General features: G+C 65.1%; 16 protein-coding genes. 12 read left to right on the plus strand and 4 right to left on the minus strand.

Annotation, left to right across the window (positions count from 1 at the left end):
* The first annotated feature begins 49 nt into the window (after window positions 1-49).
* Window positions 50-277 (plus strand): DUF3263 domain-containing protein, encoded by a 228-nt coding sequence (locus CH305_RS04435; RefSeq protein ID WP_032405525.1) that lies wholly within the window; start codon window positions 50-52, stop codon window positions 275-277.
* Window positions 278-284: 7 nt separating this feature from the next.
* On the opposite strand, the gene CH305_RS04440 is transcribed toward CH305_RS04435, so the two are convergent.
* Window positions 285-989 carry an SOS response-associated peptidase gene (locus CH305_RS04440; RefSeq protein ID WP_094702913.1) on the minus strand — a complete coding sequence of 235 codons (705 nt, stop codon included), beginning with the start codon at window positions 987-989 and terminating at the stop codon, window positions 285-287.
* Between the two features lie 85 nt (window positions 990-1,074).
* Here CH305_RS04440 and CH305_RS04445 point away from each other — a divergent pair, with 85 nt between their 5' ends.
* On the plus strand, window positions 1,075-2,325 hold the full coding sequence (locus CH305_RS04445; RefSeq protein ID WP_094702914.1) for a pyridoxal phosphate-dependent aminotransferase: 1,251 nt from the start codon (window positions 1,075-1,077) through the stop codon (window positions 2,323-2,325).
* Window positions 2,326-2,554: 229 nt separating this feature from the next.
* A complete protein-coding gene (locus tag CH305_RS04450; RefSeq protein ID WP_052057749.1) occupies window positions 2,555-3,901 on the plus strand; it encodes a YibE/F family protein in 1,347 nt (448 codons plus the stop codon).
* Between the two features lie 17 nt (window positions 3,902-3,918).
* Here the strand turns inward: CH305_RS04450 and ald are convergent, their stop codons facing one another.
* Window positions 3,919-5,001 (minus strand): alanine dehydrogenase, encoded by a 1,083-nt coding sequence (ald, locus tag CH305_RS04455; protein WP_094702915.1) that lies wholly within the window; start codon window positions 4,999-5,001, stop codon window positions 3,919-3,921.
* A 116-nt stretch (window positions 5,002-5,117) separates the two neighbouring features.
* On the opposite strand from ald, the gene CH305_RS04460 reads away from it, so the two are divergent.
* Window positions 5,118-5,642, plus strand: coding sequence for an Lrp/AsnC family transcriptional regulator (locus CH305_RS04460; protein ID WP_037172859.1), 525 nt, complete (start codon window positions 5,118-5,120; stop codon window positions 5,640-5,642).
* A gap of 6 nt (window positions 5,643-5,648) precedes the next feature.
* Here CH305_RS04460 and CH305_RS29395 read toward each other — a convergent pair whose 3' ends face one another.
* Together CH305_RS29395 and CH305_RS04470 are read right to left on the minus strand one after the other, a co-directional pair.
* Window positions 5,649-7,688, minus strand: a complete 2,040-nt coding sequence (locus CH305_RS29395; RefSeq protein ID WP_256983531.1) for an Hsp70 family protein — start codon at window positions 7,686-7,688, stop codon at window positions 5,649-5,651.
* 163 nt (window positions 7,689-7,851) lie between these two features.
* Entirely contained in the window at window positions 7,852-9,288 is a 1,437-nt protein-coding gene (locus CH305_RS04470) for a hypothetical protein (protein WP_143545238.1), read from the minus strand.
* Window positions 9,289-9,539: 251 nt separating this feature from the next.
* Here CH305_RS04470 and CH305_RS04475 point away from each other — a divergent pair, with 251 nt between their 5' ends.
* The 8 genes from CH305_RS04475 to CH305_RS04510 all read left to right on the plus strand — a co-directional run bounded on the left by CH305_RS04475 (window position 9,540) and on the right by CH305_RS04510 (window position 18,351).
* The gene (locus CH305_RS04475; protein ID WP_032376192.1) at window positions 9,540-9,797 is read left to right on the plus strand and encodes an acyl carrier protein; all 258 of its coding nucleotides are present in this window, start codon (window positions 9,540-9,542) and stop codon (window positions 9,795-9,797) included.
* 4 nt (window positions 9,798-9,801) lie between these two features.
* Entirely contained in the window at window positions 9,802-10,956 is a 1,155-nt protein-coding gene (locus CH305_RS04480) for an acyl-CoA dehydrogenase family protein (RefSeq protein WP_094702917.1), read from the plus strand.
* A complete protein-coding gene (locus CH305_RS04485; RefSeq protein ID WP_094702918.1) occupies window positions 10,956-11,903 on the plus strand; it encodes an amino acid--[acyl-carrier-protein] ligase in 948 nt (315 codons plus the stop codon). Before CH305_RS04480 ends, CH305_RS04485 begins: the two co-directional genes overlap by 1 nt.
* A gap of 41 nt (window positions 11,904-11,944) precedes the next feature.
* Entirely contained in the window at window positions 11,945-13,717 is a 1,773-nt protein-coding gene (locus CH305_RS04490; protein ID WP_242640277.1) for a hypothetical protein, read from the plus strand.
* A gap of 110 nt (window positions 13,718-13,827) precedes the next feature.
* Window positions 13,828-15,402, plus strand: a complete 1,575-nt coding sequence (locus CH305_RS04495) for a lipopolysaccharide biosynthesis protein (RefSeq protein ID WP_179278183.1) — start codon at window positions 13,828-13,830, stop codon at window positions 15,400-15,402.
* On the plus strand, window positions 15,399-16,670 hold the full coding sequence (locus CH305_RS04500) for a hypothetical protein (protein ID WP_143545239.1): 1,272 nt from the start codon (window positions 15,399-15,401) through the stop codon (window positions 16,668-16,670). The genes CH305_RS04495 and CH305_RS04500 overlap by 4 nt, the downstream gene beginning before the upstream one ends.
* Window positions 16,667-17,368: a DUF998 domain-containing protein gene (locus CH305_RS04505; protein ID WP_094702920.1), complete on the plus strand. Its 702-nt coding sequence runs from the start codon at window positions 16,667-16,669 to the stop codon at window positions 17,366-17,368. Before CH305_RS04500 ends, CH305_RS04505 begins: the two co-directional genes overlap by 4 nt.
* On the plus strand, window positions 17,365-18,351 hold the full coding sequence (locus CH305_RS04510; protein WP_256983532.1) for a glycoside hydrolase family 16 protein: 987 nt from the start codon (window positions 17,365-17,367) through the stop codon (window positions 18,349-18,351). Before CH305_RS04505 ends, CH305_RS04510 begins: the two co-directional genes overlap by 4 nt.
* Window positions 18,352-18,373 lie beyond the last annotated feature (22 nt).

The following is an 18,373-nucleotide window of genomic DNA, read 5'->3' on the forward strand; positions in this document are numbered from 1 at the left end:
TCAACAGTGACCCGGATGATGGAGGACAAGCAGCAGTAGGGGGAACACCATGCGCCGGACCACTACCCAATCGGTGGACCACGAGATTCTGACATTCGGCCGAACCTGGCAGGGATACGGCGGCGGCAGCGACGAGGACATCTACGTCGCATTCGGTGTCGACGGGCGTACCTATTTCCAGCGGCTGCGTCGTATTCTCGATTCGCCGGTGGCCGAGGATCTGTCCCCCGACGAGCGGGCGGCGATCCTCGACATCTGCCGAACGAGACTCACCTGAGCCACCGTCACACCGGCGTCAACAGTTCCGGGCTGTTGTTCTTGACGCTGTTCACCGCGGTACTCACCTCGTAGGGCACGAGCCGGGGTTCTGGGATTGCCGCCAACATGTCCTGCACCGCGCCCAGGTCGGTCACGGTGGGATCGAGCCAGCTCGCGCGGAGATCCGGTGGGAGCACGACCGGCGAGCGATCGTGGATGTGGCCGAGCGCATCGGCTGCCGGCGAGGTGAGGACGGTGACCGACCAGACCCAGCGGTTTTCGTCGTCGTCTGCTTTGGTGGGGTCTCGCCAGAGTTCGTACAGGCCGGCCATCGCCAATACGCCGTCCTCGTGCAGGAAGTACGGCACCTTCGCGCCGTCGCGCTTCTCCCACTCGTAGTACCCGTCTGCAGGCACGATGCAGCGTCGACGGCTCGCGGCCTTCTTGAACGACGGCTTCTCGGTGATGGTCTCCGACCTGGCGTTGATCAGCCGGGAACCGATTTTTGCGTCCTTCGCCCAGGAGGGGATCAGACCCCAGCGCACCGAACGCAGTTGCCGCACGGCGTCGGACTCCGGCTCGTCCTTGGGTGCGCGTTCGAGCACCGTCCGCACCGTCTGCGTCGGGGCCACGTTGTACGACGGCGGCACCTCCTCGCCCACTGTTTCGGCGATGTCGAACACCGCCTGGAGGTCGGTGTCACTCCGGGTACTGGCATACCGTCCGCACATGAGTCGATTGTTCCACTCGCCACTGACAACCCGGCCGAAACAACCTTGTGGAAACCGACACCGCTCGCCTGGCACGATATGACGGGTGACCACTCCACAGATCAACTCCCAGCCGCGTTACCGCACGTTGCAGCAGTCGACCAAGCTGCAGAACGTGCTGTACGAGATCCGTGGACCGGTACACGCCCATGCCGCCCGACTCGAAGCCGAGGGGCACCGCATCCTCAAGCTCAACATCGGTAATCCGGCTCCGTTCGGCTTCGAGGCCCCCGACGTGATCGTGCGAGACATGATCGCCGCACTGCCCGTCGCCCAGGGTTACTCGGAGTCGAAGGGCATTCTGTCGGCGCGACGTGCCATCGTCACCCGCTACGAGCTCGAACCGGGTTTCCCCGAGCTCGACGTCGACGACATCTATCTCGGTAACGGGGTGTCCGAGCTCATCACGATGACGATGCAGGCGTTGCTCGACGACGGTGACGAGGTGCTGATCCCGGCCCCGGACTACCCGCTGTGGACGGCGATGACGACGCTGTCCGGTGGCAAGGCCGTGCACTACATGTGCGACGAGGAGAACGGGTGGAATCCCGATCTGGCCGACATCGAGTCGAAGATCACTCCCAAGACCGTCGCCCTGCTGGTGATCAACCCCAACAATCCGACCGGCGCGGTGTACTCGAAGGAAGTTCTGCAGGGCATCGTCGATCTGGCGCGCAAGCACCAGCTGTTGTTGCTCGCGGACGAGATCTACGACCGCATTCTCTACGACGACGCGCAGCACACCTCGCTGGCGAGCCTGGCTCCCGATCTGCTGTGCCTGACCTACAACGGGCTGTCCAAGGCGTATCGCGTAGCCGGCTACCGCGCGGGATGGCTCGCGATCACCGGGCCGAAGAAGCACGCAGCGGGGTTCATCGAGGGAATCGACCTGCTCGCGTCGACGCGGCTGTGCCCCAATGTGCCTGCGCAGCATGCCATTCAGGTCGCGCTCGGTGGTTACCAGAGCATCGAGGATCTGATCCTGCCCGGCGGACGCCTGCTCGAGCAGCGTGACGTCGCATGGGAGAGACTCAACGCGATTCATGGCGTCTCGTGCGTCAAGCCGCGGGGAGCGCTGTACGCGTTTCCGCGACTCGATCCCGAAGTGCACGAAATCTACGACGACGAAAAACTGGTGCAGGATCTGTTACTACAGGAGAAAATCCTCGTGGTTCAGGGGACCGGCTTCAACTGGCCCGGTCACGATCACGTGCGCATCGTGACTCTGCCTTGGGCACGAGATCTGGCTGTGGCGATCGAAAGGTTCGGCAACTTTCTCGCTTCCTACAAGCAGTGACGTCGAAAGTTACGCTCGAGTAGTTGAAAGTGACGCAAGAAACTTGGGTGGGAGCGCGCCCCACGGCCGAATGATCTGTAGATTGGCGGACGGCACTTCGGTGCCCGCGAGCCCTGGTCGTCCCCTCCCCCCCGGGTCGGTCAGGTGGTGGCGGGGGACGCCCCCCCTGCTCCCCGCCACCGAGCTCCTCGCATCGGCCACCGAGATGGCCCCGTACTAGCCTTGCACCGTGGAACCACACGGCAATCATCCCGACGGCACCAAGCCGGGCCTCGACTCCCATGTGGGCCACGGTCACGGACACAGCGACAGTCCGGTGCCGCTCGGCCCGGTCGCCGCCAAGGTCGTCGTCGGACTGCTCGTCGTCATCGGTATAGCCGTCATCGCCGGTGCATTCGCGCTGTGGCCCAGCAAACAGAACATCGACATCCCACTGCCGTTCCAGACCTCGGGCGGAGGTGCGGTGTCCACCGAGGCGGGCACCATCACGTCGCAGAGCATCGGGCCATGCGGGAGTCCCGACGCAGGCAGAGCGTTCACCGGCAACCCGACGCCTGCGGTCAACGACTCGTACGAATGTCAGCGCAGCATCGTCGACATCACCTCTGGCCAGGACGCGGGCAAGCGGACGGTGCTCGAGATCGCGCCGGGTCCCGGCCAACCGACGCTGAGCGCCGGTGAGGACATCCGACTGGTTCTGCAGGCAGATCCTTCCGGTGGAATCCGGTACTCCTTCAACGACTATTCCCGCGGACTTCCGCTCGGGTTGATCGTCGGCGTGTTCGCAGTGGTCATCTGCGTCGTTGCCCGCTGGCGGGGATTCCGCGCGCTGGTCGGCCTACTCATTGCGTTCGCCGTGCTGGTGGTGTTCATGTTGCCGGCTCTGCTCGACGGCGCACCCGCCATTCCCGTCGCTCTCGTCGCCGGTGCGGTGATCCTCTACGCCGTGCTGTATCTGGCGCACGGGGTGAATCTGCGCACCAGTTCGGCGCTACTGGGCACACTGACCTCGATGGGCCTGGCCGCAGTCCTGTCGTACGTCGCGATTCGGATGACGCACCTGACCGGGTTGTCGGAGGAACAGAACACCGCGGTGCAGACGTACATCGGCACCGTCAGTGTCACGGGGCTGCTGTTGGCCGGCTTCATCATCGGCTCGCTCGGTGTGCTCAACGACGTGACGATCACTCAGGCCTCGGCGGCCTTCGAGTTGGCATCGGTCGACGAGACCGCGTCGCGGCGCGAGATCTTCACCGCCGCGATGCGGGTGGGGCGCGATCACATCGCCAGTACCGTCTACACCCTCGTACTCGCCTACGCCGGTGGCGCGCTGCCGCTGCTGTTGCTCTTCAGCGTCGCCGATCGGTCGATTCAGGACGTGTTGACCGGCGACGCCGTGTCGATCGAAATAGTCAGATCCTCCGTGGGCGGTGTAGCCCTCGCGTTGTCGGTGCCCCTCACCACCGCGATCGCCGTGCTGCTCGCCCGGCCGATCAGCTCGTCCAGAAAAGGCGCGTCGTCGTCGCGGACGCCCAAGCCCGCTCGATCGCGGGGCTCGGGTCGCCACAGCGCGTAGTGCGGCGGAGCCGCTCCTCAGGCGAATGCAGCTGCGACGGTCTCCGACAACAATGCACCGTTGTGCGTGCTCAGTCCTGCCTTCAGACCCTCGTCTGCCTCGCAGGCAGCTTCCCAACCCTTGTCGGCGAGTGCAACGACGTACGGCAAGGTGGCATTGGTGAGCGCGTAGGTCGACGTGCGCGGAACGGCTCCTGGCATGTTGGCGACGCAGTAGAACACCGACTCGTGCACCTTGTACGTGGGATCGGCGTGGGTGGTGGCATGCGAATCCTCGAAGCAGCCGCCCTGATCGATGGCGATGTCGACCAGCACCGAACCTGGCTTCATACGCTGAACCAGGCTGTTGGATAACAACTTCGGAGCTTTGGCTCCGGGCACCAGCACCGCACCGATGACGAGATCCGCGGCGAGAACGGCTTGTTCGAGTTCGTACGCATTCGACACCAGAGTCTTGACGGCACCGCGGTACTGATCGTCGATGGCACGCAGCGCCTTCACATCGAGATCGAGAACGGTGACGTCGGCGTGCATACCGAAAGCGATTGCAGTGGCATTCTTTCCGGACACACCGGCTCCGATGACGACGACATTGGCGGGACGTACTCCGGGCACTCCGCCCATGAGAACTCCACGCCCTCCTTCGCTGGACATCAGGTGGTAGGCACCGGCCTGCGGCGCGAGGCGTCCGGCAACTTCACTCATCGGCGCGAGCAGCGGCAGCGAACCGTCTGCGGCAGTGACCGTTTCGTAGGCAATGGCCGTGGTACCCGAATCCAGCAGCGCATCGGTGCAGGCCTTCGACGCCGCGAGATGCAGGTAGGTGAACAGCACCTGCCCCTTGCGCAGGCGTGAATACTCTTCGGCGATAGGTTCTTTGACCTTCAGCAGCAGCTCGGCTGTTTCCCAGACCTCGGCGGCATCGGTGAGGATCTGTGCACCGGCGGCCTTGTAGTCGGTGTCGGTGAACGACGATCCGGCTCCTGCCTCGGTTTCGATGATCACTTCGTGTCCTCGCGAGACCAGTTCGTGCACGCCTGCCGGGGTGATGGCCACCCGGTATTCGTGGTTCTTGATCTCGCGTGGAATTCCGATCTTCATGGCGGCCTCCTCGGTGGTGGGTGATGTGAAGCCGTGGCTCCATCCGTGTAGGCCAACTATGAATTATCTACGGAATACCCGCAACGGAAGTGAATATAATTCTGTACGATCCTGGAATGGTGAGTAATAGTTCGTTCGAGACGGGTGGCACGGGGTCCCAGCCGAACGATGTTCGGCCCATCCCGTTGGACCGGATCGATCACATCCTGCTCGACGAGCTCCGCCGCGACGCCCGTACACCCAACAATGCACTTGCTGCCGCTGCCGGCGTGGCCCCGTCCACCGCACTGGCCCGGGTTCGTGCCCTCGTCGAACGCGGTGTCATCCGTGGCTTTCACGCAGACATCGATCCCGAGGCCCTCGGCCAAGGCATCCAGGCCATGATTTCGGTCCGGCTCCAAGCAGATGCTCGACGGCGGATCAGCGAATTCGGATCGAAGATCGCCTCCCGAAAAGAGACGCTGAACATCTACTTCATTGCCGGTGCCGACGACTTCCTCGTGCACGTGGCAACCGTCGACACCGCCACGCTCCGCGATTTCGTCGTCGAGAATCTCAGCGCCGACCCTGCCGTCGCCGCAACCGAGACGATCCTGATCTTCGAACACATCAGACCGCGAAACACTCACGGAGAGAGGTGAATCGGGTCAGGGAGCAGCCGGAGCGATCGGCGGGAAGCCGGGCAGCGTGAAGTCCGGGAAGCCCGGAATCAGCGGCGGCGGCTGTTGCGTCGTCGGGGGGACGGACTCGACCGGCGGCGGCGGTGCGGGCTCGGCAGTGGTGGTCGTCGTCGTCGGTTCCGGCGTCCACGGCTCCTGGTAGACCTCGGTCTCCGACGGCACGGTGGTCGGTTCGACGGTGGTTTCCGGCGCGGGAGGCGGCAACACCGGAGCAGGTGTCTCCGACGTGGGCGCAACCGTCGTGACGGCCGGAGCCTGAGTTTGAGTGCGGCTCACCGAGGTGTCGACCACCTGCGGCGTGTTCTGGTGGGTGAGCATGAACCCGGATACGCCTACCACTGCGGCGAGGCCGAGCGCGAGCACACCACCGGTGCGAAGCCTGCGCCGAGCGCGGGTTCGATCGTCCTCACCGTCGTCGTCGTCGTAGTCGGCATCGAGCCAGTAGATGTTCTTCAGCTGAAACGGAACCGGCTTACCGTCGTCGTCGACCGTCGCCTCGGTGTCGACCCGCTTCTCGGGTGCCTGCGTGACACTGTGCGCTACAGCAGTGTCGGCCACCTCCGAGTCGTCGACCGCGTCCTCGACGGTGCCCTTCCCGGCATTCGTGCTCAACGCAACGACCTCCCCGTCGACCCGCGCCCCCTGCACGTGGTCGTCGGGAACATCATCCGCTACGGCCGGAGACGACTCCGGCTCGACAGCAAGAGAATTGGGAGAATCGACAAGGGAATCGGTGAATCTCGAGGATTCGAACCCGCCGACCGTACTCGTGGGGTCGACCGCGTCGGCGATCGTGGTGTCGACCGGGGCCGACGCGACCCAGGGACGCGCGGGCACCGGACGGGTTGCGGTCGGCACCGGAGCAGGTACCGCCGGTGCGGCGTGCATCGATTCGGTGCGAGCCGGAATCGGACGGACCGGCGCTGCCGGCGGCGGAGTAGGTTGCGGGGGCCGAGGCCGCGCCACCCGCGACTGCGGCGGACGCGGCGGTGCCGGTCGGTGCTGCGGAATCGGCGCAGATGCGAGGGCCGAGTCGACGCGAGTCGCGGGGTCGATCCGATCCGAGGGTTGCGGTACCGCCTGCCGGTTCGCGTCGGGGCTCCGTCGCGGATCGGTTCGAGTGCGCGAATGAGGTCGCGCGGCCAGAGCCGCTCCACGCGCAGCGACGGTCTCGGGCTCGGTCGGCACGATCGACGGCAGTTCCAGCAGCGGCCCGACGCGATTCTGCACGATCGGCATGCGTGCGCCTCCACCGATCAACACGACGGCGTCGATGGGCACGTTCGCGCCGATCAACACTCCGCGCGCAAATTCGATGGCTTCGTCGAGCAGGTCGGTGATCAACAGCTCGAAGTTCTCGCGCGAGAGCAGAATCATTCCGCTCGCATCGGGCAGGCACACCGCATCCTGGGTGGACAGGCGTTCCTTGGCGATTCGGCAGCGCTTCTCGAACAGCGAGATGTCGGGGTCCGTCGTCTTCTTGCCGAGGCGCTGGAGCTGGTTGTTACGTACGTAGGCGTCGAGCAGGTCGCCGCTGTACTCACCCGATCGCTGCGAGGCGGTGACGGTCCGCTGCACCAGGTCGACGACGCTGACCGTCAGTCCGGAACTGCCGAGATCGAACAGCGCGACCGACCTGTGGTCGCGGGCCTCGCCGGTTGCTGCGAGGTACTCGACGACGGCTTCCACCTCGTGCACCAGGTGGTAGTTGTGCAGGTGGGCACCGGCGAGCGCAGCATGCAGCGCATCGGCCTGCCGAGGGTCGCGGTAGGCGACACCGGTGGCGAGTTCGGGCTCGGTTTCGACGGCCGCGCCGATCGACTCGGCGGCCAGATGCGGGAGGTCGCCGCCCACGCTGTCGATGAGTTCGTTGCGGAAGAACAGTGGTCGCTCGATGTCGGTGACCAGGCCGGAAGCGTCGGCGACGGGAGCCTGGAACTGCTCGGCTCGGGGCTGCGCCGTGCGCACAGCCCGGGTCCCCATGGACACCCCAAGCAGCACAGTCACGGTTGTCGGCCTCACTTCGTTCGGCAGTTACGGCGGACGCGGTACACCTCGTCCAGAGCGCCAGGCTACCGCCTCGACCGAAACTACGGGGCGCGCGCCCCAGAGCAGCCATGGCAATACGGGTCTCGCTCCCCGTTGGAGCCGCTCGTTCCCGTCGTGCGGTCTATTCCGGCAGTTCCGAACCGATTTCCGGTCGGTAGAGCTCGCCGTCGTAGGTGAAGGCCCGCTCGTACAGATCCGCGTCCGACAGGCGAACCGGCCCCTGGACGGGCAGCTCGGCCGGCCCGGGAGCTGCATCCTCGGCCGGACCGGCCGCGTCGGCGAGCGCGGCAGCGAAGCCGGCATCGACCGGAATCTGCTCATCGATGAGCGGGGTGGGTGCCGGAGTGTTCCCGCGGGTGAACACCAGACCTGCCACCGCGACGATCACCAGGGCCACCGCCGCCAGCACGGATGCGTCCCGCACCGACCATCTCGTCGAGCGCCGCGCCGGCTGGGTGACGACATCGGGTTCGAGAACCTCAGGCTCATGGACCGCAGGCTCTACAACCGCAGGCCCGATCACCGAAGAGTCGGCTGCGGCAGCGTCGAAGACGGTCGGTGTGATCGCCAGTTCTTCGGTGGCGAGCTGATCGACGGTCAGGCCGTCGACCATCCACTCGTCGACCGCGCCGAAATCCGTGGTCCGGGGCGCATCGAGAAGCTCCGACGCGTCGTCCGGCACGGTGATGATTCCCACATCCGCGTCCAGCACATCCGCGTCCGAAACATCCGCGGCATCCGGAACATCGGTGTCGACGGCGGCTCCGATAACGGGCCTCTCGTCGAGCGCTGCGCCCTTGGCGATGGCCATTGCCGGCGCGTCCGGCACATGGACCGGCACATTCCATTTGTCTTCGATGATCGTGCGCACCGCGGGAATGGCTGCGCCGCCGCCGATGAGCAGTACCGCGTCGGGAGCCTGCTTGGACGCCCAGTCCAGGGCGTCGGACACGAGTGGGGTGATCTCGCGCTCGAATTCCTTGCGGCTGAGCAACATCGGGCCGCGGTTCGGTGCCCGGACACCCGCCGACGAGCTGACGAGTTCCTTGAGTTCACGGAAGAACGCTTGATATTCCTCGTCGCCCTCCGGGCCGACCGGTGCAGGCAGGATGCCCTTGGCCATCACGATGCCGCGGACCACCTCGTCGAAGCGATCGCCGCTGATGTCGACGGTGCGTGCGGTCCACTCGATGTAGTCGCCCGCGACGTCGAGCGCGGTGGCCGACAGCCCCTTCTTGCCCAGGTCCACCACCAGCACGTAGTCCTTGTCGGCCAGTTCCGGAACTGTGCGCGCATAGGCCATCAGGGCCTGAGATTCCTCGACCATGCGGGCCTTCGGGACCGTTCGGTCGCCCAGAGTGTCGAGAAGGGCCGTGACGGCTGCGGTGTCCCACCCGGCGAGCACGATGTCCTCGAACGGGCCGTGGTCGACCAGCTTGCCGGGCAGCAGGTCGTGTGCACCCGCTGCATCGATGGAGTCTTCGACGCGGCGGCCGTCCGCGATGTACGCGATGCGCACGGCACCGGTACCGACGGACACCCCGCAGACTCCACTCATCGACCAGACAGTCCTTTGCACATTGCGATTCGGCGCCCGATCCGGCGCCCTCACGAGCCCCCGCTCCACTCGAAGTGTACGGCGGTCCGAAGGACCGATGCGGGCATCGAACTAACGCTACTAAACAATCTAGGATATTGTTTGGGAGGGTCTGGGGAGACTTTGGGTCGAAAAGGCGCACAGCCAGCGGACCTGGAGACGACTACGAGGCCGTCCGGTCTCGTGATTAACGCGATCGGTGGAGGTTTTCGATGCAGACGCTCAATGCTCAGGACGTGGTTCGGGTGCGAACTGTTCTGGAGAAATTCGGAAAGCTGCCGGTCCCCGTGGAGGGCATCGACGAAGCCGCCGATCTGTACGACAGCGGCCTGACCTCGCACGCGAGCGTCAACGTGATGATCGCCCTCGAAGACGAGTTCGACGTCGAATTCCCCGACACCATGCTGCAGAAGTCGACGTTCGGCAGCATCAACGCCATCGCCGCGGCCATCGCCCAGCTGACGGACTGAAGCCATGACCACCGTCTACGAGAGCTCGATCGACCAGTCGATGACCGACGTGCTGGCCGTTCTGCGGACCTATGCCGACGAAGTCGATCGCGATGCCCGTTTCCCCACCGAATCGGTGGATGCGCTGCGCGACGCCGGGCTGCTCGGTGTCGGGATTCCGCGCGAGTTCGGCGGTGGCGGGGCAACCCTGACAGACATCGCCCGCATCGCGCGTGCCCTCGGCTCCGAGTGCGCATCGACGGCGATGATCTTCGTCATGCACCAGTCGCAGGTGCTCAGCATCGTGCGCCACGGCAAGTCCGACGCCATGGCAGACCTGCAGCGACGAATTGTGACCGATCGCATCCTGGTGGCCTCTGCCACTACCGAGATCAACATCGGCGGCGACGTCCGCTCGAGCAGTTGTGCGGTGGAGTACGACGGCGAGCGGATCACCCTGAGCAAGAACGCGCCTGTCATCTCGTACGGCGAGTACGCACAGATCGTGCTGGCGACGGCGCGACGCAGCGTCGACAGCCCGCCGAGCGACCAGGTCCTCGTGGTGTGCGAGAAGCCCGATGTGACGCTCGAGAAGACCGGCACCTGGGACACCCTCGGATTCCGCGGCACCTGCAGTCCCGGCTTCATGCTGGCCGCGCGCACGACGACGTCGAACATTCTGGGCGACAACTACGGCGACATCTCCGCGCAGACCATGCTTCCGGTGGCACACGTGCTGTGGGGATCGGCCTGGCTCGGCATAGCCGACGCCGCCGTGACCAAGGCGCGCAAGTCCGTACAGAAGGCCGCGCGCAAGACACCGGGAACACCGCCGCCGAGCGCACTGCGTCTGGCGGAGTTGATGGTGGTTCACGAGCAGCTGGTGGACACGGTGTTCGGCGCAGCGGCGAAGTTCGAGGCCGTCGCAGACAGTCCGGCCGAGCTCGGAGCCATCGGTTTTGCGCTCAAGATCAACAATGTCAAGGTCACCGCGTCGACGCTCGTCATCGACATCGTCGGCAAAGCCCTGCAGATCTGCGGCATCTCCGGCTACCGACAGGACGGTGAGCTCAGCATCGGCCGGCACCTCCGAGATGCGCACGGGTCCGCAATCATGGTGAGCAACGAGCGCATCCTCGGCCACAACTCGCAGCTCTCCCTCGTCTACAAGGGAAAATGATGACAACCACACAGTCCGTACCGGAGACCGAACTCAGCGAACTCGACTCAGCCCGAGCAGCTTTCCGCGTCGAACTCATCGACGCGGGCCTGTTGGTGCCCAGCTCGATTCCCGGATTGTACGGGCGCAGCGGCGAATTCGAGGACATCATCGAATTCATCGATTCTCGCGTCGTCGCGGCCGGGGCAACCGAGCACGGCTATCGGGCCAAGCGATTCCGCTTCGCTCCGGTCTTCCCCCGAGAGGCCTTCGAGCGCACCGATTACATCGCGTCGTTCCCCAATCTCACCGGTGCCATCAATACGTTCGAGGGGGACAACAAGGAGCACGCAGCGTTGCTGGCGGAGAGATCCGACGGCAAGGACTGGGATCACTTTCTGCATTCCGCCGGAACCATGTTGGTCTCGGCGGCCTGCCACCCGTCGTACTCGATGCTCACCGGAACACTGCCCGCCGACGGTGCCCTGATGGACATCTACGGCTTCTGCTTCCGGCACGAGCCTGCGGTCGATCCGGCTCGGATGCAAGCATTTCGGATGCACGAGTTCGTCCGCGTCGGCACCCCCGACGAGGCGATCGAGCACCGCGAACGCTGGGTGCCGCGCGGCTTGCAGGTGCTGGCAGATCTGGGACTCGAAGCCGAGGCGGTCATCGCCAACGATCCATTCTTCGGTCGCGCCGGACGCATGCTCGCGGCAAACCAGCGCAACGAGAACCTCAAGACCGAACTGGTCGTCAAGCTCTACGGAGATCTGGACGACGGCACCGCGGTCGTCTCGTGCAACTGCCACCGCGATCACTTCGGGCACACCTTCGACATCGCCACCGTCGGCGGCGAACCGGCTCACAGTGCATGCGTCGGGTTCGGTATGGAACGCATCGCGCTGGCGATGCTCCGCACCCACGGGCTCGATCGCTCCGCGTGGCCGGCTGCACTGCGCCCCTGATCGATTCCGCTTCACCCGTGTACGCAGAAGGACCATTTGAAGTGAACAGTTCCCGCACCGCTCCTCGGCGCATCGGCTCCGTTCCCGCCGAGTCCTCCTCGCGTACCCCGGGCGGCAAGTACCCGACGTGGTTCGGTCCGTCCGATTCACCGCTGTTCGGTACCGTCCACGTGCCGTCCGACGGCCGGGCTCGCGGAGGCGTCGTCCTGTGCCCGCCGCTCGGCAAGGAGCAAGTGGACTCGTACCGGGGCATGACTCTGCTGGCGCAGAAGCTCTGTGCGCAGGGACTTCTGGTGTTGCGATTCGACTACCGCGGCACCGGAGATTCGTGGGGAGATCAGGACGGGCCCGGCGCGGTCGGCCACTGGCAGCGCAGCGTCGTCGAGGCCGTTGCCTATGTGCGCAGTTGCGGTGTGGGCGAGGTCGGGCTGGTGGGCCTCCGCATGGGCGCACTCCTGGCCTGTTCGGTCGCCGCCGAGTGTGGGCCACTGACCTCGTTGACGCTGTGGGATCCGGTCGTCCGCGGACGGTCGTACCTGCACGAGCAGCGCGCACTGTATTCGGTGAGCGTCACCACCGATTCCGACGCCGATCCCCGTGTGTCGATCATCGGCGCTGTGCTGCATCCTGATTCGGTCGCAGACTTCGCCGCACTCGACGCCGCGAAGACGACGACCGACGCACCGGTACTGGTCGCCACTCGCGCCGAGCGCGGTGACTCGAAGCCGGTACGCCGACTGGTCGACGCACTCTCGGCCGACGAGCACACGTTGTCCGATCACGACGAGTTTCTCGAGCCGAGCGACTTCGAGGTCATCATCCCGGCCGCGGACATCGCCACTCTCGCCACCTGGACGGCGTCGAAGTTCCCGAGCCGACCCGCCTACGACGTCGAGGTGCTGCGTCGAACGCGATCACTGGTCGACGGAATCGCCGAGAGCATCGAATTCCTGGGTGCGCAGGAGCTTTTCGCGATTCGTTCCAGTTCGGATCGCTGCCTACCCGGTGGGCCGACGGTGGTGTTCTACCCCACCGCGAACGAGCATCGCGTCGGTCCGGTGCGCATGTGGGTGGAACTGGCCCGGCTGCTCCCCTGGTTCGGAGTCTCGACGGTGCGCTTCGATCGGCGTGGCACCGGTGAGTCCGGTGCCGTCACCGATGGGGAGGTGACTCGGCTCTACAGTTCCGAAGGAAACGAGGACGCCCTCACCGCCGTCCAGCAGTCGGGTACCTCCCCCGACAATGTGCTGGTGTCCGGAATGTGCTCGGGGTCATGGTATTCCAGCTTTGCTGCCCGAGAGATGGGAGTGCGGTCGGCAGTACTTCTCAACACGCTGGACTGGACCACTCGTCGACTCGAGTTCGTCAAACGCTCTTCGATGCACACCGAGGAGACAGGACTGCGGGCGCGCGTACTCGATCGACTGCACCACTGGGGTGTCGCGACCAAGAATGCATTGCAGCCGCGGATTCCCTATGCCCTCTGGATCTGGCTCGGACGGCGCGGGCTGATTCAGGTGCCCGAGATCTCGTTGCGCCTTCTCAGCGATCGGGGCGTTCGGACGCAGGTACTGCTCTCTCCCTCCGACGCCACCTGGTTCGAGACCAACCGGGGGCCGGAAGGTATGCGCCGGTTGCAGCGTCGAGCATCCGTCCCCACCGTCACGTCTTTCGAGTCCGGTGATCATTCGCTCTACGGCCGCGATCTACGGGAGAACGTGAGAGCCGAACTGATCGCGGCCACCTCCGCTGCGTTCGACATCGAGATCTCCGCGCCGTCGCCGCCTGTCGCAGTGGGGCGGGTCCGGCTGTGAAGCACCGCGCTCCCAGGATCGCGCCACCCAAACACGAGCAGCTCGAACAACTTCGGTGGTATCCGGTCGAACCTGCGCGGTTCGACATGGGTTTGATGAACAGTCCGACGATGCCGGTTTCGACCGTGCCACGTCACAATTCGGTCCGCGTGTTGGATACGAACCCCGATCACCTCGCCGCAGCCGACGTGAAGTCGGTACCCGAATCGGGTCCGGGTTCGAAGGCGTCCGATCGTAACCTCGCGCTCAATTCGCTGGCACTGATGCTCTCGACGGCCATAACCGGGGCGCTCGGATTGCTGTTCTGGGCTGCGGCAGGCCGCCTCTATCCCGTGGCAGAGGTCGGCAGCGCGTCTGCGGTCATCACGTCCGCGGTGATGCTTTCGACGCTCTCCAACCTGAGCCTCGGTTCGATGTACGAGCGATTCCTTCCGGTCTCGGGCCGGTTGGCGAAATCGTTCATCGTGCGCGGTTACCTCACCGTGACGGCGTTCGCATTCGTGCTCGGCGGCGGCTTCCTCCTGGTGGCTCCCAGGGACGAGATGTTCACCAACACCGCCGAAATCGTGACGTTCCCGTTCTTCGTCGCGGTGCTCGCGGTGTTCGCGCTCCAAGATCAGACCTCGTCCGGTCTCGGTGTCGCACGCTGGGCGGCCGGCAAGAACGTCTTCCACGCCGTCCTGAAGTTCATCCTCCTGTTGGCGCTCTTCACCACCGAGCGCAGCACCTCGATCATCTCTGCGTGGGCGGTCCCCGCGATCGTGGCATCGATCTTCGTCCTGCGCGCCATCTTCAAGAACGTGCGCACCGAACAGCGGTACGCCGGCAAGCCGGATCTGCCGCCCAGACGCGAAATGTGGGCCTACTTCGGCTCGGCCTACGGCATCACCGCACTCGGTTCGCTCGCTCCACTGCTCGTGCCGATGATCGTCGTCGCCACCCTAGGAGCCGAGCAGAACGCATACTTCTCCCTCACCTGGTCGATCGTGAGCGCCCTCTACATTCTGATCAGTGTGCTGATCGGCCCGTATGTCGCCGAGGTCGCCGCACATCCCGAACAGTTCCACCGCCTGACCAAACGGTTCATGACTCTCGTGTGCATCGTTGCTGTCGGAGGGTCGATCTTCCTGGCCTTCATCGCACCGTTCGGCCTCGGCTTGATCGGCCAGGGTTACCGCGACCAGGGCACCATCATCGTGCAGCTCGCCGCGCTCACCATTCCGCTCTCGGTGGTCGGTTCCCTCTACGACGGTTTGGCTCGGGTCCGTCGACGCATGCGATTGGCCGTGATCGTGCAGGTCGTGGCCACCTCGCTCATCATCGGCGGATCGATCGGGCTGTCGTCGTCGATGGGCATCGCGGCCGTGGGCTGGGCCTACCTCGCTGCCGAGGCATTCGGCGCACTCGTGCTGATCGTGCCGCTGATTCGGTGGATCCGTGAGCTGTCGGCAGGCAGCAACGGTCAGTCCGGCACCGATGCTGGATCGCCCGACCATCCCGGTCCACGCGGGCCGATCGACGATCGTGACGGCGGCTCCCCCCGCGAGAGTCGACGGGAACCCCGACACGGTGAAACAGGAGATCGCGGACCTCGTCACAGCGAGCCACAGGACGCGCCGCGGCAACACGAAGAGCCGTCGCCGCGTCGCATTCCGGTGCACGCTCAACACAGGACGGCGCCATGACCCAGATCTATCGAGCAAGTTCGTTGGACATGCTTCGGTCCGATTCACGCATCGTGACCGTGCTGGGGCCTGCGGATTTCGGCGATCTCGCACGTGTGCAGAGCCGCGTACTCGCGTTGGCGTCCATCGGTCCGGCAGCTCGGCTGGGCCTGCGTGCCCAACAGTCGTCGGCGGCATGGGCTTTCGAGCCGGAGCGGGTTGTCGAGCACATCACCGAGAGCCCTCACGTCGACCACGAGCAGTTGGCCGAGGAGTTGACCGAGTTCTCGCACGCGTCCGCTGCCGAGGTTCCCGTTCGGATCCGGCTGGCCGGTCGGTACCTGTTCCTCGATCTCAATCACGGCCTCGGCGACGCTCTGTTGCCGGTCGACCTGTTCGCCTACTTGGCCGACGCCACCCCTGACGCTTCGCTTCCGGCCTGGGCCGGCAGTGCAGTGGAGGGCCATCCTTTGCGGAAGGCATTGCTGCACTGGGCTGTTCGCAATCCCCGGAAGGTTCTCGACACGATCTACGGCCGCGTTCGTCCCGGCATGAAGCAGGAATCGACCGAGGTATCCAGCACCGCATCGCCGACGGTATCTGTGCCCTGGACACCGTCCGCCGCGGTCGCCGTTGCCGTGACGCCGGCGGGCACCACCACCGCGATTCGTCGGTGGCGAGAATCCAATCTGCCCGGCGCGAGTGTCAGTGCTGTGATGTGCGCGGCCGTGTCCACGGCGTTCGTGCGTACATCGTTTTCGGTCGCTCGATCCGCAGGGTTTCTCTTCGACTGCCGCCGCTACCTCCCGCCGTCGACCACGGTGCTCGGCAATTTCGCCGCTGGGATCGGTTTCACGGATATCGATCCCGCCTCGCCCGGTGAGGTGAACGACGCGTTGTCCGGTGCCATCGACAAGGGCCGTCCGATCGCGTCCGCGACGATCAGCACGATCAAGTACAAGCGTGAGCATCGAGCTGTCTCCGGTGTGTTCGACGACCGCGTTCCGGTGCGGCCGAACGTCGAACTCATGTTCTCGGATGTCGGTAGAGTCAGGCAGCTGGAGCCGGTTTCCTGGATTGCCGAACCTGCCGACCGAGCGTTCTTCGTGATCGCGGCTCCCGGTAGACCGGAGTCGGTGATGATCACGATGGAGACCATCGATTCGGTCGTGTTCGTCTCGGCATCGTTCCACGACAATGTTTTCGACAGTCACACCGTGCAGGCAGCACTCGATCTCGTGGCAGCCGACCCCCTCGCCTTGCTCGCCCCTCAGGAGAAGACCGCATGACCACCGAAGCGAAATCCGAAGTGAACGCCGCGACGGCGCGGGCCGAGCCGACCGCAGCACCGAAACGATCGCGCTTCGTTGCCCATGTCGCTCGGTGGGCGGGGCTGTCGGTGGTGCAGTTCGTCCTTGTCGAGTACATCGTCTCGGCCACATGGCGTGGGCTCTACAGCTACCGCAACAATTACATCAGCGAACTCGGAATCCCCTTCTGCGGTCCTGTCGGCGATTGGCCGTGCAGCCAGCTCTACGTCCTGCTGAACGCCTCGATGGTGCTGTTCGGTGTGGCGATCGCGGCCGTGGGCGGATCGTGGTACATCGTTCGCCGGATCGATGGCAGGGCAGCCTCGTTCTTCGTCGTTGCCGGTGCGGGTGCGATCACGGCCGGCGTCGTCAACCAAGGCGTGAACTACCCGATCCACTCGTTCGGTGCCACCGTGTTCTTCATCTTCGGGAACTTCGGCCTCGTCGTCGCCGGTGGGCACCGGAGTCTGCGACGAACGATCCGCATCGTGGTCACTGCGCTGGGTGCCGTCGGTCTGGCCGGGTACTTCGCCTACATGGGTGGTCACGAATTCGGACTCGGCATCGGCTCCATGGAACGCGTCGCCACTTACTCCCTTCTGGTGGGCGTTCTGATCCTCTCGGTCTCGCAGTTCAACGCGACGCGAGTGCCGAAAACCCTCGACGAGTCCGCGTGAGCCGTCACTCCGCATCGGGCGGGGAGTCCGGCACAGGGACCGTCGAGGTCTCGCGGCTCCCCGGCTCCGGTCTGCTCGTCGAGCGTCCGCGCCGCCGTTGGCCGTCGGTGCTGGCATTTCTCGTGGTGTTGGGACTGGTCGTCACCGGCACCGTGTACGGAATTGCGCATCGCTCGAACGGATCCGAGTCCGATGGTCGATCCACTGCCGAGGGCGGCGTCGACGCCACCTCCACGACGTCGGCGTCGAACACCGCGGCAGCCAAGCCCGGATACACCGTCTACGACGACTTCTCGGGAACGGCGGGCGATGCGTTGGCGGACGACCGATGGAGCCACGACGTCGGTCGGACCGGGTGGGGTAACAACGAGAAGCAGGACTACACCGACTCGACCGAGAATTCCTCCCTCGACGGCCAGGGCCACATGGTCATCAACGCCATGCGCAACGGTGACGGCTACACCTCGGCCCGAGTGACCACAAAGGACAAGTTCGAGTTCACCTACGGCCGCGTCGAGGCTCGGATCGAGATGCCTGCCGGAGCCGGACTGCACCCGGCGTTCTGGATGCTCGGTACCGATCTGGACTCCGTCGGCTGGCCCCTCTCCGGCGAAATCGACATCATGGAGACCCTGAACCAGGCAGACCAGTACCACACCGGAATCCATGCGCCCCAGCCGAATTCGCTCACCAGCCAGAAAGTGGACGCAGGCGGTATTCCACCGGAGCCGCTGTCGGAGGGCTTCCACACCTACTGGGTCGAACGCTCACCGGGCCGCGTGACCACCGGCATCGACGACACCACCTTGGCTACCGTCACCCCGGCCGACCTCGTCGGCGGAGACGACTACTGGGTGTTCGACAAGCCGTTCTTCCTGCTGTTCAACGTCGCCGTTGCCGGCGACTGGCCCGGGCCCACCGACAATTCGACGCCGTTCCCGGCGACCATGGCGGTCGACTGGGTGCGGTATCGCACCGATTGAGACCGCAGTACCTGCCCTATGT

It is taken from the genome of Rhodococcus sp. 15-649-2-2 (genome assembly GCF_002258645.1).
In the GTDB taxonomy this organism is placed as follows: domain Bacteria; phylum Actinomycetota; class Actinomycetes; order Mycobacteriales; family Mycobacteriaceae; genus Rhodococcoides.